Annotated in this window: 18 protein-coding genes; 6 read left to right on the top strand and 12 right to left on the bottom strand. The window is 70.7% G+C overall.

From position 1 onward, the window contains the following. Positions 1-64 precede the first annotated feature (64 nt). On the top strand, positions 65-265 hold the full coding sequence (locus tag AW274_RS12050) for a hypothetical protein (RefSeq protein WP_062431090.1): 201 nt from the start codon (positions 65-67) through the stop codon (positions 263-265). Here the strand turns inward: AW274_RS12050 and AW274_RS12045 are convergent. From AW274_RS12045 to AW274_RS12030, 4 genes are all read right to left on the bottom strand, one after another. Next, positions 250-1,314, bottom strand: a complete 1,065-nt coding sequence (locus AW274_RS12045; protein WP_062431089.1) for an aminoglycoside phosphotransferase/kinase family protein — start codon at positions 1,312-1,314, stop codon at positions 250-252. The genes AW274_RS12050 and AW274_RS12045 overlap by 16 nt on opposite strands. Before the next feature lie 71 nt (positions 1,315-1,385). Next, positions 1,386-1,727, bottom strand: a complete 342-nt coding sequence (locus AW274_RS12040; protein ID WP_062431088.1) for a hypothetical protein — start codon at positions 1,725-1,727, stop codon at positions 1,386-1,388. 45 nt (positions 1,728-1,772) lie between these two features. Beyond that, a complete protein-coding gene (locus tag AW274_RS12035; protein ID WP_062431087.1) occupies positions 1,773-2,381 on the bottom strand; it encodes a GntR family transcriptional regulator in 609 nt (202 codons plus the stop codon). Then, positions 2,378-3,235: an EamA family transporter gene (locus tag AW274_RS12030; protein ID WP_062431086.1), complete on the bottom strand. Its 858-nt coding sequence runs from the start codon at positions 3,233-3,235 to the stop codon at positions 2,378-2,380. The genes AW274_RS12035 and AW274_RS12030 overlap by 4 nt, the downstream gene beginning before the upstream one ends. A 198-nt stretch (positions 3,236-3,433) precedes the next feature. Here AW274_RS12030 and AW274_RS12025 point away from each other — a divergent pair, with 198 nt between their 5' ends. The 3 genes from AW274_RS12025 to AW274_RS12015 all read left to right on the top strand — a co-directional run bounded on the left by AW274_RS12025 (position 3,434) and on the right by AW274_RS12015 (position 6,670). Beyond that, positions 3,434-3,808 carry a barstar family protein gene (locus tag AW274_RS12025; protein ID WP_083974053.1) on the top strand — a complete coding sequence of 125 codons (375 nt, stop codon included), beginning with the start codon at positions 3,434-3,436 and terminating at the stop codon, positions 3,806-3,808. Between the two features lie 403 nt (positions 3,809-4,211). Continuing rightward, positions 4,212-6,332: a sensor histidine kinase gene (locus tag AW274_RS12020; RefSeq protein ID WP_062431085.1), complete on the top strand. Its 2,121-nt coding sequence runs from the start codon at positions 4,212-4,214 to the stop codon at positions 6,330-6,332. Further along, positions 6,329-6,670: a DUF742 domain-containing protein gene (locus AW274_RS12015; RefSeq protein ID WP_062431084.1), complete on the top strand. Its 342-nt coding sequence runs from the start codon at positions 6,329-6,331 to the stop codon at positions 6,668-6,670. The genes AW274_RS12020 and AW274_RS12015 overlap by 4 nt, the downstream gene beginning before the upstream one ends. Here the strand turns inward: AW274_RS12015 and AW274_RS12010 are convergent. Continuing rightward, positions 6,645-7,010, bottom strand: coding sequence for a hypothetical protein (locus tag AW274_RS12010; RefSeq protein WP_062431083.1), 366 nt, complete (start codon positions 7,008-7,010; stop codon positions 6,645-6,647). The genes AW274_RS12015 and AW274_RS12010 overlap by 26 nt on opposite strands. A gap of 175 nt (positions 7,011-7,185) precedes the next feature. Here AW274_RS12010 and AW274_RS12005 point away from each other — a divergent pair, with 175 nt between their 5' ends. Continuing rightward, entirely contained in the window at positions 7,186-9,471 is a 2,286-nt protein-coding gene (locus AW274_RS12005) for a right-handed parallel beta-helix repeat-containing protein (RefSeq protein WP_062431082.1), read from the top strand. On the opposite strand, the gene AW274_RS12000 is transcribed toward AW274_RS12005, so the two are convergent. Genes AW274_RS12000 through AW274_RS11980 form a run of 5 tightly spaced genes read right to left on the bottom strand, consistent with a single transcriptional unit; the run spans position 9,453 to position 12,844 of the window. Next, positions 9,453-10,565 (bottom strand): acyltransferase family protein, encoded by a 1,113-nt coding sequence (locus tag AW274_RS12000; protein WP_062431081.1) that lies wholly within the window; start codon positions 10,563-10,565, stop codon positions 9,453-9,455. The two genes, AW274_RS12005 and AW274_RS12000, sit on opposite strands and share 19 nt — an antisense overlap. 37 nt (positions 10,566-10,602) lie before the next feature. Then, positions 10,603-11,538: an NADP-dependent oxidoreductase gene (locus tag AW274_RS11995; protein WP_062431080.1), complete on the bottom strand. Its 936-nt coding sequence runs from the start codon at positions 11,536-11,538 to the stop codon at positions 10,603-10,605. Next, a complete protein-coding gene (locus AW274_RS11990) occupies positions 11,535-11,927 on the bottom strand; it encodes a VOC family protein (RefSeq protein WP_062431939.1) in 393 nt (130 codons plus the stop codon). Before AW274_RS11990 ends, AW274_RS11995 begins: the two co-directional genes overlap by 4 nt. A gap of 18 nt (positions 11,928-11,945) precedes the next feature. Next, positions 11,946-12,389, bottom strand: a complete 444-nt coding sequence (locus AW274_RS11985; RefSeq protein WP_062431079.1) for a hypothetical protein — start codon at positions 12,387-12,389, stop codon at positions 11,946-11,948. Next, positions 12,386-12,844 (bottom strand): hypothetical protein, encoded by a 459-nt coding sequence (locus tag AW274_RS11980; protein WP_062431078.1) that lies wholly within the window; start codon positions 12,842-12,844, stop codon positions 12,386-12,388. Before AW274_RS11980 ends, AW274_RS11985 begins: the two co-directional genes overlap by 4 nt. A gap of 39 nt (positions 12,845-12,883) precedes the next feature. Between AW274_RS11980 and AW274_RS11975 the strand changes: the two genes are divergently transcribed. Continuing rightward, positions 12,884-13,768: a helix-turn-helix transcriptional regulator gene (locus tag AW274_RS11975; protein ID WP_062431077.1), complete on the top strand. Its 885-nt coding sequence runs from the start codon at positions 12,884-12,886 to the stop codon at positions 13,766-13,768. Here AW274_RS11975 and AW274_RS11970 read toward each other — a convergent pair. Together AW274_RS11970 and AW274_RS11965 are read right to left on the bottom strand one after the other, a co-directional pair. Then, on the bottom strand, positions 13,758-14,081 hold the full coding sequence (locus AW274_RS11970; protein ID WP_062431076.1) for a hypothetical protein: 324 nt from the start codon (positions 14,079-14,081) through the stop codon (positions 13,758-13,760). The two genes, AW274_RS11975 and AW274_RS11970, sit on opposite strands and share 11 nt — an antisense overlap. Before the next feature lie 9 nt (positions 14,082-14,090). Beyond that, entirely contained in the window at positions 14,091-14,624 is a 534-nt protein-coding gene (locus tag AW274_RS11965; RefSeq protein WP_062431075.1) for a DUF6232 family protein, read from the bottom strand. Positions 14,625-14,674: the final 50 nt, after the last annotated feature.

Genomic DNA, 14,674 nt, shown 5'->3' with positions numbered 1-14,674 from the left:
CCATGTCACTCTTCGTGATCATACGGAAGCGAACTTCGAGGGCTTCCGGGGCGTCTACCCGTACATGATCCCGCCCCCGCAGTGCCCGGAATGCGGCACGGGCCGCCTGGTCCCGATCGCGTACGGCTACCCGCACTTCACCGACGAACTGAAGCGCGCCGTCGAGGAGAAACGGCTGGTCCTGGGCGGCTGCGTGGTCCGCGACGAGAAATGGGCCTGCCCGGCCTGCGACCGCCGCTACCCCGAGCCTCAGGGAGCGGCGTAGACGCCGCCCTCCGACAGGACGTGGATGATCGCCGGGTAGATCGCCGGGTTCCAGGCCGAGCCGTCGAGGCGTTCGCGGTAGGCGCGCAGGGCCGTCTCCAGCAGGAACAGCCAGGCCACCAGCGGGCGGGCCTCCCTCGGGACGCCCAGTTCGCCCAGCAGTCTGACCGCCGCGTCGCCCGCCGCCGACGACGCGTCGTGGAGGGTCGCGCCTCGGGTGGCGAGCGCTTGGTGGAAGTGCCAGTGGAGGATGTCGAAGCCCAGCGGCGCGTCGGGGGCGCTGAGGCCCCAGCCGTCGAGGCGGGGGCGGCCTCCGGACCACAGGACGTTGGCCGGGACCAGGTCGCCGTGCCAGCGGCCGAAGGTCAGGGCCACGTCGCCGTAGCAGCGTTCCAGACGCTCGGCCAGGCGGTCGGCGACGGCCGACAGGCGGGGGGCCTCGCGGAGGGCGGCGATCTCGGCGCGCAGGCGCTTCCAGTACGCCGACTCACACAGGATCACCCGGCTGCGGGGGCCGCTGAAGGCGATGTCCCTGATGATCTGGGGCGACGGGGCCGGGTCGCCCTGGCGGTGGGGGCGGCCGGTCCAGGAGGTGACCGTCACGGGGTGGCCCTGCCACTCCGATTCGGCCAGCAGGCGGGGGGCCAGGCGGTGGCCGTCGAGGGCGGCCACGGTCACGGCCTCGTTGACGGCCAGCACGCTGGTCGCGGTGTTCCAGCCGACGGTCGCGCGGGCGACGGCGCGGCCCCGGGAGTGCAGCCAGACGTAGGGGCGCTCGGCGCGTAGGGAGAAGGACGCCCGCAGGGGGCCTCGGCCCAGGAGGGCGGTGAGCCAGGAGATCAGCAGGGTCTGCTTCGGGTCGGCGTCCTCGCGGACGCTGACGACCACCGGGTGGAAGGCGAAGACGCCGCGTGGCCGGAGCCGGTCGCCGGTGAAGGAGTAGCGTTCGGCCTCGCGGTACCCCGGCGGGATCTCCCCCGTGGTCACGCGGACGGCGTCGCCGGACGGTTCCCAGACGCGCGCGATGAGACTGCGCAGATCGGCGTTCATGCTCTGAATCCAAACCCAGGTGACAACAGGCGCTCTTTGTCACTCTATGTCGGATTCAGGGGTGATCTTGGCTAGTCGTATTCCAAATCTGGGAGCGGATGAGGCGGATCGGGACTGCGCCAGACCACGACGAAGCCGTCGTCGGCGTTCTCGACGGCCCACGACAGGCGGTCGAGATCGAAGTCGGGGAGGTAGCGGAGGCGGGCCAGGAACGTCGCGTCGGTGGCCGACCGGGGCACCACGCAGTTGTCGCCCGCGCGGTCTTCCAGGACGATGAGCACGTCGGACGCGGTGACGCCGCCGACCCTGACCTCTATGACGTCCTCCCACGCCAGCGCCTCGACGGAACCGTCGGCGTAGTGGCGGGTCACGCCCTCTTCGGTGACGTACACGTAGGTATCCGGCACGTGCATGGGCGCGATTGTGTCGGGCTTTGCATGGTCCGGCAAGACCGCGCGTCAGATGCGCCACACCAGGTGGTCGCGGGCGGCTTTCGCCGCGTCCTGCGGGGTTCCCGCTTCCAGTCGTTCGAGCAGTTCGCGGTGCTCCGTCACCATTTCATCTCGATCTGGGTACGCCGCCCGCAGGCGCACCACCCCCAGCCGGGTCTCGGCCGAGAGCGACAGATACAGGCGCAGCAGCCGGGGGCTGCCGGCGGCGCGGGCGAGGGCCTCGTGGAGGGCCATGTGCTGGGCGACGATGCCGGCCCACGGGGCGTCGTCGGGCAGCGCGGCCATGGTGTCGAGGGCCCGCCGGGCCTCCTCGATCCGCCGCCCGGCCACGGCCGCGCCGACGAGGTCCTCCAGCGGGCGGCGTACGTAGAGCAGGTCGTCGAGGTCGTCGCGGGTGAAGTCGGGCACGTACGCCGACTTGTTGCGCTCCCGCCGCAGGATGCCCTCGTGGACGAGCGCGGCGATGGCCTCCCTGACCGTGGGGCGGGCCACGCCGTAGGTCGCCGAGATCTCCTGTTCGGGGAACTGGGTGCCCGGGGCGACGTCACCCGACAGGATGCGGGTGCGCAGGGCGTCCGCGAGGGCTTCCACGGTGGAGACGGGGCGCAGCTTCACGCCGGAGAGCCTACTTTTTCCGGCCGGGCCACCACGATCAGACTGACCGCGAGCATGGCCAGACCTGCCCACGACGTGGGGCTGAGGGTCTCGCCCAGGACCGCGACGCCGAGCAGGGCGGCGACGGCCGGTTCGGCGAGGGCCAGGGTGCTGGCGGTGGCGACGGGGGTGCCGCGCAGGCCCCGGCCGTACAGAACATAGGACAGGGCCGTGGTGGCCAGGCCGAGGTAGCAGACGGTGGCCAGGCTGGCGGGGTCGGTGAGCCAGGAGAGGTCGCCGGCCAGCAGGATCGGCAGCATGATCACGGCCGAGACGCCGAACATGACGGCCATCACGTCGTCGCTGGGGTTGCCGGCGACGATGGCGCGGGCGGCGATGACGGCGTACGAGGCGTAGATGAAGCCGCCGACCAGCGCCAGGCCGACGCCGAGCGGGTCGACGGCGCCGCCGCCCGGGAGCAGCAGCACGGCGCAGCCGACGATCGCGGCGGCGGTGCCCCACATCCACTGGCGGCTGGGGGCGCGCCGGTCGAGCGCCCACGACAGCAGGCCGGTGAAGACGGGGCCGCTGCCGATGAGGATGACGGTGCCGATCGCGACGCCGGTCAGGTTCACCGCGACGAAGAAGCACAGCTGGTAGACGGCCACGCACAGGCCGCCGAGCAACAGCGTTGGGCTGGGCCGCACCCGGGCGCCGGGCCGGAGCAGCACGAACGCGGCCAGCGCGGAGCCGCCGATGACGAGCCGGGCGGCGGCCAGCGCGACCGCCCCGGCGGCGGCGAAGGTCCCGGCGGTGCCGGCGGTCCCCCACAGGACGGCGGCGAGCACGACGAGGAGCGGCTCTGAGATGCGCATGCGTCAGATTGTCTGACAACTAGACACTCGATCGCAAGCGATTTACCGCCGACCGTCGTTTATGACCAGGAGTAAAGATCTGACAGAAAACCATGACAATGCACCGTAAAAGCGGTGCATATGCCAATAGGGAGAGTTGTTTTATCCGGAAGATTCCCAGACATGTGGGAAGCGGCTGTCTCGGGGAAGACCGCAACCATGTTGAGTCGGTTTGTACGGGCGCCCCGGACCGTCGGGGTCGCCGCCGCCATCGCCGAGGTCAAGGAGCGGGGAGCGGTCCCGCACCCCCTCGACGGCGCCGAGATGACCACCTCCGCCGCCGCCTTCGAGGCCATCGCCCACGCCCTCGATTTTCCGGCAGGTTTCGGTCACTGCCTCGATTCCTTGTACGACCACCTGACGGACCTCTCGTGGTTGTCAGCGGGCGAGCACGTGTTGATCTGGTCGAAGCCGTCGGTGCTCCGCAAGATCGACGCGACGGCCTACGACGGCCTCGGATCGGCCCTCTCGGACGCCGCCACCGACGGCACCAAGGGCGACGCGACCTTGACGGTGATCATGCTGGCCAACTGAACGGCGCGGGCCCGCGCCCGGCCCGCGCGCCGAGCAGTTCCACCGGCCGGCCGCCAGACGGTCATCCGGGGGTCACCGCTGACCACATGCGTCCACTACGTTGACCGAAACGTTGCTTTCGGGTGGTGTCCTACCTCACATCCGCAACCGGCGGGCTACACAGCGGAGTGTGACCGTCGTCACCCTCGATCTCGATAGATTAGTTATCAATGCAGGTGGCGACCGGATGCCAGGGCGACGGAGCGTCATCGTCGGACCGGCGGCGCGATTGACAAAATCCGCAAATCGGCGTCAACCCCGAATAGCCCCCATTTCGTTGCGAACGCCACCTAGTTCCACAGCTCACGCGTTGCTATTGTTTCGCCACTATTAACGCATGTGTTCGCCCTCTTGCTGAGGTCTCATGGCTGGCCGCAAACGCTCCATCCGGTTCAAGATCTTCGCGGTCTTGCTCGCGCCCGTCACCGCTCTCGCGGTCGTCTGGGCGTTGACCGCGGCTATCACCCTCACATCCGGCCGGGAATACCTCCGGGTCGGGAGGGTGTACGAGCACATCGTCCTCCCGTCACGCGCCGTGCTGACCGAGTTACAACACGAGCGCCTGATGTCGGTCACCTACCTCGGAGGCAACTCCACCTTCCACGCCGACCTCGACGCCCAGCAGAAGCGCACCGACGAGATCGCGGCCGGCCTGGCCGGGCACGCGGTCGCCGGGCGCGAGTCCGCCCCGCCGGCGCTCTGGGACCGCGTACAGGAACTGCTCCGGCAGCTCGACCGGCTCGACGCGCTGCGCAGCCAGGTGGAGAACCGCGAGATCGGCCGGCTCGACGCGCTCACGCAGTACAGCGAGATCGCCGAGGTCGGCTGGCAGGTGTACGACCGCATGATGATCGCCCCCGACCTCGACCTGATCGACCAGACGAAGGCCGTCGTCATGGTCGGCCGGGCCCGCGAGATCGTCAGCCAGCAGTCGGCGCTGCTGGCCGGCACCCTGGGCGTCGGCCGGATGAGCGACCGCGAGCAGGCCGTCTTCGTCGACATGGCCGCCAAGCGCTCCGTCCTCTACAGCCTCGGCTTCTCCGGCCTCGAAGGCTCGATGCGCGACCCGTACGTGAAGCTCAACGGGTCCCCGGCCTACCTCGACTTCGTGAAGCTCGAAGGGGCCGTCCGCGACAAGGTCCGGGCCGACGGGCCGCTGCCGCCCGAGGCGGGCCGCTGGCAGGCCACCGCCGAGGCGCTCTCGATCACCCTCGACAAGCTGGGCGGCCAGGCCAGCGTCGAGATCGGCAACCGCATGCAGCCGGCCGTCATGAACGTGCTGATCCGCCTCGGCGTGCTCGCCGGCGTCGGCCTGATCGCCCTGGTGGTCACGCTGCTGGTGTCGGTCAGGTTCGGCCGCCGGATCTCCGCCGAACTGGGCGCGCTGCAGAACGCGGCCGTCGACCTGTCGGACCGGCGGCTGCCCGACATCGTGCGGCGGCTCAGCCGAGGCGACGACGTCGACGTCAGGGCCGAGACCCCGCCGGTCGAGGTGCCCGGCAACACCGCCGAGGTCGCCACGGTCACCAACGCCTTCACCTCGGTGCAGTCGACCGCCGTCCAAGCGGCGGTCGGCCAGGCGCAGCTCCGGCAGGGCGTCAACAAGGTGTTCCTCAACCTGGCCCGCAGAAACCAATCGCTGTTGCACCGGCAACTCGGCATCCTCGACGGCCTGGAGCGCCAGACCGACGACCCGAACCTGCTGGAGCAGCTGTTCGGCCTCGACCACCTGACCACCCGCATGCGCCGGCACGCCGAGGGCCTGATCATCCTGTCGGGCGCGGTCCCGGGCCGGGGCTGGCGCGAGCCGGTCGCCCTGTTCGACGTGGTCCGCGCCTCGGTCGAGGAGGTGGAGGACTACCTGCGGGTCGACGTGAACGTGCCGCTCCACGCCAAGCTGGTCGGCCCGGCCGTCACCGACGCCATCCACCTGATCGCCGAGCTCGTCGAGAACGCGACGATCTTCTCCCCGCCGCACACCCGGGTCACCGTCCACGGCGACCTGGCGGCGCGCGGGTTCGTCCTGGAGATCGAGGACCGGGGGCTCGGGCTGAACTCCGAGGAGATGGCCGCCATCAACGAGCGGCTGGCCGACCCGCCGGAGTTCGACCTCGCCGACAGCGACCGCCTCGGCCTGTTCGTCGTCGGACGGCTGGCCAAGCGGCACGACATCACCGTCAACCTGCGGCCCTCGCCGTACGGCGGCACCACGGCCATCGTGCTGATCCCGGTCGAGCTCGTGGTCATGCCCGAGCCCGAGGAGATCGCGGCGGCCGAGCGCCTGGTGCCGGCCCAGCCGTCGGAGGCGCCGATCCTGGCGCCGGTGTCCGGGCGGCACGGGGCCAAGGCGACGGCCGAGACGAACCTGCCCCGGCGGGTCAAGCAGGCGAACATGGCGCCGCAACTGCGGGAGGAACAGGGCAAGCCCGACTTGTACTCTTCCTTCCAGGCCGGTTGGCGCCGAGCGGAGGAAGACAAGACGTGAGTGACGAACCGCCTCTGCTGCGCCCGTTCACCCTCACCCGGGGGCGGACCCGGCCGACCGGGCCGGAGTTCGAGCTGATGACGATCATCCGGGCGGTGCCGGGAGCGCCGCTCGGGGGGCTCACCCCCGAGGAGCTCCGGATCGTCCGGATCTGCCAGTCGCCCGCGTCGGTCGCCGACCTCGCCTCGGACGTGGGCCTGTCGCTGAACGTGGTCAGGATCCTGCTGAGCGGCCTGCGCGACCGCAACCTCATCACCGCCCGGCCGCAGGCCACCGTGGCCCAGCTGCCGGAGGAGCGCATCCTGCGCGAGGTCATCCAGGGTTTGCGAGCCCTCTGAGCGCCTCGTCGAGGTGCCGGCGGGCCGGTTCGAGCACCTGCTCGGTGTAGTGGCCGAGCAGGTCCACCGGCCCTTCGGGTAACAGAAGTAACTCCTCGCCGTCGAGGTCGACCGTCCCGTCGACGGCCCAACCGGGCCCGTCGGGGCGGAGCCGCACCTCACAGACCAGTTCACGGCCGTCGGGCAGGGTGTACGAAACCCCGAGGCGCACCCGCCCCACGAGATCGGTGATCGGCGACCAGCGCCGGATGTCGGGATGGAAGTCGAGGTAAAGGTCCCGACCGGCCTCGGAAAAAGTGCTGGCAGCGGCCATTACGGCCCGGAGAAGATCGTCGCGCACGGCTCGGTTAATCCTCGTTAATACAGGGATTCTCTGTGACCTGAGGGACTCAGGCCGTTTTTGTAACTTCTGTGTACACGATCACGACCCTCTCGGTATGAAAGGGCCTATGCCTCTTCGTTATAGAAGATTCGTCATCTGTTCGCTTGCCGTCGGGGGCGCGATCGGAGTCGACGTGGCCACTCAGGCGATCGCGGCCCCGCCCGCCTCCGACGCGGTCCACGTGTCGGCGAGCTCGGGTGACGACGCCAACCCGGGAACGGAGAGCGCGCCGCTGCGTACCGTCGCCGCCGCCCTCAAGCGCGCCAAGGGCGGGGTGATGACGACGATCGTCCTCCGCGGCGGCGAGTACCGGGAGTCCCTGGGCAGCATCGCCAAGCCGGTGACGATCCAGTCGGCGCCCGGGGAGCAGGCCTGGTTCAAGGGCAGCACCGACATCCCGGCCGCGAAGTTCGTCCGCGACGGCGCCGCCTGGCGTCTCGACGGATGGAACCCCAATATCTGCCGGGCCGACTGCGTGTACCCGCCCGACATCACCTCGGGCAACGTCATCGGCGGCGACCCCGAGATGGCCTTCTACGGCGGCAAGCCGCTCCAGCAGGTGACCTCTCGCGCCGCCGTCACCGCCGGCACCTTCTTCTGGGACGGCCGGGGCTCGGTCTACCTCGGCAGCGACCCCGCGCGGGCCCGGGTCGAACTGGCCTCCATCGCCTACGCCGTGCACTTCCTGCCCGGCTCGGAGAACTCGGTGCTGCGCGGCCTCGGCTTCGCCCACTACGCGACCAGCCAGGACTACCGCAAGAAGCCGGCCGCGATCATCTCGCAGGCCAGGGGCGTCACGCTGGAGGACAACACGGTCACCCTCAACGCGGCGGCCGGGGTCTCGGTGCTCGCCAGCGACATGCGGCTGACCGGGAACACGATCACCGCCAACGGCTTCACCGGGATCAGCTCCCACAAGGCCGCCAACCTGACCATGTACGGCAACGTCGTCTCGGGCAACAACACCGAGAAGATCGGCCTGGTCGCGGTCTCCAGCCTCGCCGGGGCCGGCATGAAGGCGACCTTCCTCGTCAACGCCAACATCCGCGACAACGTGTTCGACGGCAACCAGGGCGCGGGGTTCTGGTGCGACCTGTCGTGCGAGAACGTGCGGCTGGTCCGGAACGTGGCCCGGGGCAACGCCAAGCACGGCATGTACTACGAGGTGTCCTCGCGCGGCCTGATCGCCTCGAACCTGCTGGCCGGGAACGGGCAGTTCGGGCTCAAGATCAGCGGCTCGAACAAGGTCCGCGTCTACAACAACACCATGGCCGACAACGCCTCCCCGATCCAGGTCGCCGAGGACCCCCGCCCGCACCTGGACCGCTGCAACGCCGACAACTGCCCCGCTCCCGAAGCGGTGGCACGCGGGGTGACCTGGGACACCGCCGATGTGACCCTGATCAACAACATCTTCTCCGGCCGCTCGGGCGGCGGCGCGCTCGTCGACACGGTCGACGCCAACAGCGCGTCGTCGGGCAAGCGGGTCGGCGCGGCGAAGATGATCCCCGCCGGGCAGATGGACAACAACGGCTACTACCGCCCGACGACCGCCTCGCAGGTGGCGAAGTGGGCCGTCCCGGCCGGCAACGACCAGTCGTTCACCAGCCTGACGCAGCTCAAGTCGACGGGCCGCGAGAGCAACGCCCACTACCAGGAGGGCACGGAGGGCTACTTCAACGGCGACGGCTACAAGCTGAAGTCGGGCTCCCCCGCGGCCACGGCCGGCGCCCCGCTGCCCGAGGACGTCGCCGCCGCGATCGGCGTCGACGCGGGCAAGAAGGTCCCCCTGGGCGCCCTGCGCGGCCCGAGCGTCGAGACCACTCCCCCGCCGCCCACCACGACCCCCACGCCGACGCCCTCCCCGTCGGTCACGCCCACGAAATCGCCGACCGCATCCCCGAGCGCCAGTCCGTCGGTCACGCCGTCGAAGTCCCCGACTCCCACGCCGACCCCCTCGCCGTCGCAGACGCTCGCGCCCGTGCTCGAACTGCTGCGCAGGCCCCTGCACGTCGTCACGCACCCCACCCAGGGCCACACGCTGCTGACCCTCAGCAGAGGCGAGGCCGACAAGGCCGTGGCCCGGTACGGCTACGCCGACGAGGGCGTGACGCTGCTCGTCTCCGGCCGGGCGGGCAACGGCCTGGCGCCCATCCACCGGCTGGTCCACCCGACCTCGGGCGACCGCCTGTTCGCCCGCAGCACCGTCGAGCGCGACAACGCGGTGAACCGCTCGGGCTACGTCTACGAGGGCGTCACGTTCTACGCCGTCAACCAGAACACCCCGGGCACGATCGCCGTCTACCGCCTCAGGAAGGGCGCCTACCACACCTACGTCGTCGGCCCGCAGGCCCGCGACGCGGCCGTCGCCGGCGGCTGGACCTACGAGCACATCGCGTTCTACGCCCGCCCGGCCTGACCCGCCCCGAACAGCTCCCGCAGGTAGGGGATGCGCCGCACGATCTCGTACGCCGCCAGCGTCACCGCGAACGACACCGCGACGATGGCGGCGTACTTGACCGGGATCGGCGCCGGCCACCGGACCACGTAGAAGGCGGTCGCCACCACGACGGGCTGGTGGACGATGTAGACGAACAGGGCGGCGGCCATCAGGTAGCCGCCCTCTTCTGGCCAGGTGCGCCGGTCGAGGAACCCCAGGATGGCCACGCAGATGCACCAGGAGGCCGCGCCGTAGAGGGCGCGGGCGGCGACGTGGGCCGGCGCCATGTCGGTCAGCGGGTCGCCGGGGACGAGCAGGAAGCCGATCGCCCCCACGGGGAAGAGGACCGCGCCGATCAGGGCGGCGAGCGGGGCGTCTCGTCGCATGGCCGCCCTCAGCCGGTCGTCGGCGGCGACGATGTAGCCGTACAGGAAGAACAGCAGGTAGGCCCACCGGCTCCAGGCCGCGAACTGCTGCTCCAGGCCGGCGAACACGCAGACGAGCGCGATCGGTACGAAGGGCAGCAGGACGAACCCCCGGCGCGCCAGGAAGCCGTAGTCGGCCGGGATCCAGCGCGCGGTCGCGGCGAGCACGAGCGACCAGACGATCAGCATGACCACGAACCACAGGTGGCCGACCTCGAAGTGCTCGCCGTCGAGCACGAAGGGGAAGTCGGCGAGGTCGAGGCGGACGTCGAAGAACTCCGGCAGGAACGCCCAGTAGCTCCCGGTCGCCCCGGACCTGATCCACTGCGGGATCGGCACGATCGTCACGACGGCGGCGACGAGCGGCAGGCCGAGGCGGAGTAACCGGTCTTTCGCGAAGCCGCCCGCGCCGCGTTTGCGCAGCGAGTAGAAGGCCGCCACGCCCGAGACGAGGAAGAGCAGCGGCATCGCCCAGATGATGACGAAGCCGGCGAGGATCATGGTGACCGAGGTGGTGTCGGCGTTCTTCACGTAGAAGTCGTCTTCGGCGTCGAACACCAGCGCCGCGTGGGCGAAGATCAGCCCGAAGACCACGGCGGTCCGGATCAGATCGAGTTCCGGCCGCCGGGTGGACGTCTGGGTGACCATGCCGCCAGTGTCGGCCCTGGAGTCGTCACGCGCCAGATCAGGGCACGGTGAGAACGATCTTCCCGGTGGTGCGGCCCGCTTCGCCGAGTTCCATGGCCTTGCCGAGCTCGTCCAGGGGGAAGACCGCCGCGACCGCGACCCGCAGCCGCCCGGCCTCGATCAGCGCGGCGAGGCTCTTCAGCGCCGACAGGTCGGGTTCGCAGATCATCGACTCGACCCGCACGCCCTGCTCGTCGGCCTGTTCCCGCAGGCCGGCGACCTCCATGGAGGCGACCAGTGAGACGAGGACGCCCCCTGGCCGCAGCACTGTGAGCGAACGCGGCCCGTAGTCGCCGCCGATGGTGTCGATCACGGCGTCGAGCCCGTCGCAGGCGGTGGTGAAGTCGGTCGACCGGTAGTCGATCACCTCGTCGACGCCGAGGTGGCGCAGGAAGTCGTGTTTGCCGGCGCTGGCGGTGCCGTAGACGTAGGCCCCGCGGGCCTTGGCGATCTGCACCGCCATGTGCCCGACGCCGCCGGCCGCCGCGTGCACCAGCACCTCGCCGCCCTCGCGGACCTTGGCGACGTCGACCAGCGCCTGCCAGGCGGTCAGCCCGGCCAGCGGCACCGCCGCGGCCTGGACGTGGTCGAGCACGGCCGGTTTGGGCGCGAAGGTGCGGGCGGGCGCGGCGACGTACTCGGCGAAGCCGCCGTGGCCGACGGGGTAGCGCAGCATGCCGAAGACCTCGTCGCCTGGTTTGTGGATGGCCACCCCCCTGCCGACCGCCTCGACGACGCCCGAGACGTCCCAGCCCAGGACGAACGGCGGTGCGCCGATCAGGTAGCCGGTCGCGCGGTGTTTCCAGTCGGTCGGGTTGAGCCCGGCGGCGTGCACCCGGACCAGCACCTCGGTCGGCCCGGGAACCGGTGTGGGCAGGTCGATGGTGTGCAGGACGTCGGGTCCGCCCAGGACGTCCTGGCTGACAGCCTTCATTCGAGCTCCTCGAACAGGGTGAGTTGCAGCCCGTCGGGGGCGGTCAGCCGGGCGTTGAGCGAGTTCCACGGGGTTCGGGTCGCGGGTGCGAGGACGTCGGCGCCGTGCTCCTCCAGCAGCGCCGCCGTCGACTCGGCGTCGGGCACCTCCAGGGCGACCCTGATGTGCCCGGCCACCCTGCGGCCGACCTCGACGCGGTCGATGAACTGCGCCTGCCGGACGTCGACGATCTCGACGGTGGCCCGGCCCGCCGACAGCAGGCGGACCCTTCCGTCGTCGGAGGAGAAGTCGGCGATCTCGGGGAGGCCGAGCACGTCGCGGTAGAAGTGCAGGGCCTCCTCGTAGTTCTCGGCCGTCACGACGAGCCGCAGTTCACGAACCTCAGTCACGAACTGGCCCATACCCGCTCAGCGGCGGGTGAAGTCCATCGTCCAGTTGGTCAGCCAGGTCTGACCGCCGTCCTGGGAGAACGCCTGCTCCCAGTGGGCCGACTCGGGGGTGATGGCGTTCCAGATGAACCGGGCGTGGATCTCCTCGTCGGCGTAGAGGTCGGTGCCGAAGAACTCGCCCACGCCGTCGGTGAAGGTGCCGACGACCGGCGGCTGGAGCACGCCGTACTTGGAGTTCGACCAGTAGAGGGACCACTCCTTCTTCTCGACGTCGAACAGCCGCAGCGTGATGCCGGTGAAGGTCGGGCAGACCATCTCCTCGATGTTGGCCCCGCCGTCGAACAGCGGGCGGCAGGTGGAGTGGCCGGTGAACTCCTCCCATTCGCTGCCGGGGTCGACGTAGTTCAGGCGGCGGCGGTTGGCGACGGTCCAGTCGCCGATGAGGAAGTCGAAGCCGGTCATCCGGTCATCCCTTCGGGGAGCGAGTCGGTCAGGTAGGCGGCCAGATCGGGCCGTTCGGGGGCGAGCACGTGCCGCACCCAGGCGTCGCGTTCGTGGGTGATCGGCGGCAGCTCGAAGACGCAGCCGATGAAGTCGGGGGCCAGCCGCACGAAGTGGGCCGGGTCGTCGTCGGGGCAGCCGAGGAACGGCTGGCCCCCGGCCGCGCCGGTGAAACGCAGCGCGTTGTCCCAGGCCCAGGAGTAGACGTTCAGATAGGCGCCGGTGTCGCCGCCCCGGTGCAGCACCACGAACGAGGCCGGCGGGGTGCCGTCGGGTTCGGGCAGCAGGTCGGGCAGCAGGGCGTAGGCGGCCTTCTCCACGTGGGGTTCCGGCGAGCCCACGTGGTAGCGCTTGACGTGGCGTCCACCGACCTCGATCGGCGGCGGCACGGTGAGGATCTTCTCCGCGAAAGCCATGCCTGGACGATAGGGGGACTCCACTGCCAAGGTGTGTCAGTGAAGTCGAGCCGACTGCTCGCGACGGTCCTGCTGCTCCAGACGAAGGGCCGCCGCACCGCCGCCCAGCTCGCCGAGGAGCTCGACGTCTCGGTGCGCACCGTCTACCGCGACGTCGAGGCGCTGCACGCCGCGGGCGTCCCGATCTACGGCGACGCCGGCCACCAGGGCGGCTACCAGCTGGTCGCGGGCTACCGCACCCACCTCACCGGCCTGAACCCGGCCGAGGCCGAGGCGCTGTTCCTGTCGGGCCTGCCCGGCCCGGCGGGCGAACTCGGCATGGGCGAGGCGCTGGCCGGCGCCCAGCTCAAACTGCGCGCCGCCCTGCCGCCCGACCTGCGCGCCCAGGCCGACCGCCTGCGGGCCCGCTTCCACCTCGACGCCCCCGGCTGGTACGCCAAGGACACCTCCGTGCCGTTCCTCGGCGCGGTCGCCGACGCCGTCTGGCGCGGCCGCCTGCTCCACGTGCGGTACCGCAGGTGGAAGGCGCCCGAGGAGGTCGACCGGGAGCTGGAACCGTACGGGCTCGTGCTGAAGGCCGGCCGCTGGTATCTCGTGGCGGGGCCGGGCCCGCGCACCTACCGCGTCGACCAGATCCTCGCCCTGCGCATCTCCGAGGAGGAATTCGAGGTGCCCGGCGACTTCGACCTCCCGGCCTACTGGCGCGACCACCAGGAACGTTTCCACGCCTTCCTCCAGCAGGGCGAGGCCGTGATCCGGCGCGACGGCGCCGAGCAGACCGTACCCATCGAGTCGATCCAGAAGGCGGCCCGCCACTTCCTGTCGCAGGGGCCGTCGGTCGAGGTGCTCGAACCCCGCGAGCTGCGCGACGAGGTGGCCCGCCTGGCCGCCGAGACCGCCGCCCTCTACCGCGCTACCCCGTAGACGTCGACACCAGCCCCACGATCAGCGAGGCCACGCCGCCCTGCACGAGCGACAACACCGCGTCCTTCGCGCCGCCCGCGACCGCCGCCGCGAGCGCCCTCAGCCGTCCCGGCTGCTCCTGTACGGCCGCCACCACCGCCCCCGGGTCGGCGACCGACCCGTCGGGGGCGATGGCCCCGGCCCGGCGGAGCTCCGCGATCAGCGCCCGCAACTCGGCCGCCGCCGCGGTCACGTCGACCGAGCCGTTGTTGACGGTCACGTTGCCCTGGTCGTGCACGTTGAAGGTGTCGCGACCGTAGTAGGTGTCGCCCATCTCCGGCTCCTAGTTGTTGACGGTCGCGCGGCCGCCGCCGCTGACGTTGAAGGTGTCCCGCGCGAAGGTGTTGCCAACGTAGAAGGCGTTGTTGAACGTGTAGCGCTCCTCCGTGGCCGGGGGATCCTCGATGGCCGCCACGATCAGGCCCTCGATGTGGCGGAGCTCGTCGAGGTCGGTGCCCCACAGGGCGGTGTACTGCGTCCCGGCCGTCTCGATCACCAGCGAGTACCTGGTCCGCCGGAAGATCAGCCGGTAGAGGAACCACAACGCCAGCAGACCGCCCCAGACCCCGGCCACGGCGAGCACGGTGGGCAGGTACTCCCGCGCCTCGGGCAGCACCTCCTCGGCCACGAACGACGCCGCGGCCGCCAGCGCCGCCACGACGACGAGCTGGCCGAGCGGATAGAAGGTGGAGAGCCGCCCCTTGTAGACGACCCGCATCGTCCGCACCCGGGAGATGTTCGCCAGCGGGTACACCTCGTGCGCGATTCGTACGATCCGCTTGCTGATGCGGATCTCGCCAACCCTTTTCTTGGCCATGCCGCCATGGTCGGCGCACTCCGCCCGGCGCGCTTGAGTAGCCCCCTACT

This window comes from Herbidospora daliensis (assembly GCF_001570585.1).
Taxonomy (GTDB): domain Bacteria; phylum Actinomycetota; class Actinomycetes; order Streptosporangiales; family Streptosporangiaceae; genus Herbidospora; species Herbidospora daliensis.
This window is presented reverse-complemented; position numbering and strand designations above follow the sequence as displayed.

Bases quoted from the DNA above. Each gene is read 5' to 3' on its own strand.
- AW274_RS12050 (WP_062431090.1), top strand. From the start codon at position 65: ATGATCCCGCCCCCGCAGTGCCCGGAATGCGGCACGGGCCGCCTGGTC.
- AW274_RS12045 (WP_062431089.1), bottom strand. From the start codon at position 1,314: ATGAACGCCGATCTGCGCAGTCTCATCGCGCGCGTCTGGGAACCGTCC.
- AW274_RS12040 (WP_062431088.1), bottom strand. From the start codon at position 1,727: ATGCACGTGCCGGATACCTACGTGTACGTCACCGAAGAGGGCGTGACC.
- AW274_RS12030 (WP_062431086.1), bottom strand. From the start codon at position 3,235: ATGCGCATCTCAGAGCCGCTCCTCGTCGTGCTCGCCGCCGTCCTGTGG.
- AW274_RS12025 (WP_083974053.1), top strand. From the start codon at position 3,434: ATGTTGAGTCGGTTTGTACGGGCGCCCCGGACCGTCGGGGTCGCCGCC.
- AW274_RS12020 (WP_062431085.1), top strand. From the start codon at position 4,212: ATGGCTGGCCGCAAACGCTCCATCCGGTTCAAGATCTTCGCGGTCTTG.
- AW274_RS12000 (WP_062431081.1), bottom strand. From the start codon at position 10,565: ATGGTCACCCAGACGTCCACCCGGCGGCCGGAACTCGATCTGATCCGG.
- AW274_RS11995 (WP_062431080.1), bottom strand. From the start codon at position 11,538: ATGAAGGCTGTCAGCCAGGACGTCCTGGGCGGACCCGACGTCCTGCAC.
- AW274_RS11985 (WP_062431079.1), bottom strand. From the start codon at position 12,389: ATGACCGGCTTCGACTTCCTCATCGGCGACTGGACCGTCGCCAACCGC.
- AW274_RS11980 (WP_062431078.1), bottom strand. From the start codon at position 12,844: ATGGCTTTCGCGGAGAAGATCCTCACCGTGCCGCCGCCGATCGAGGTC.
- AW274_RS11970 (WP_062431076.1), bottom strand. From the start codon at position 14,081: ATGGGCGACACCTACTACGGTCGCGACACCTTCAACGTGCACGACCAG.
- AW274_RS11965 (WP_062431075.1), bottom strand. From the start codon at position 14,624: ATGGCCAAGAAAAGGGTTGGCGAGATCCGCATCAGCAAGCGGATCGTA.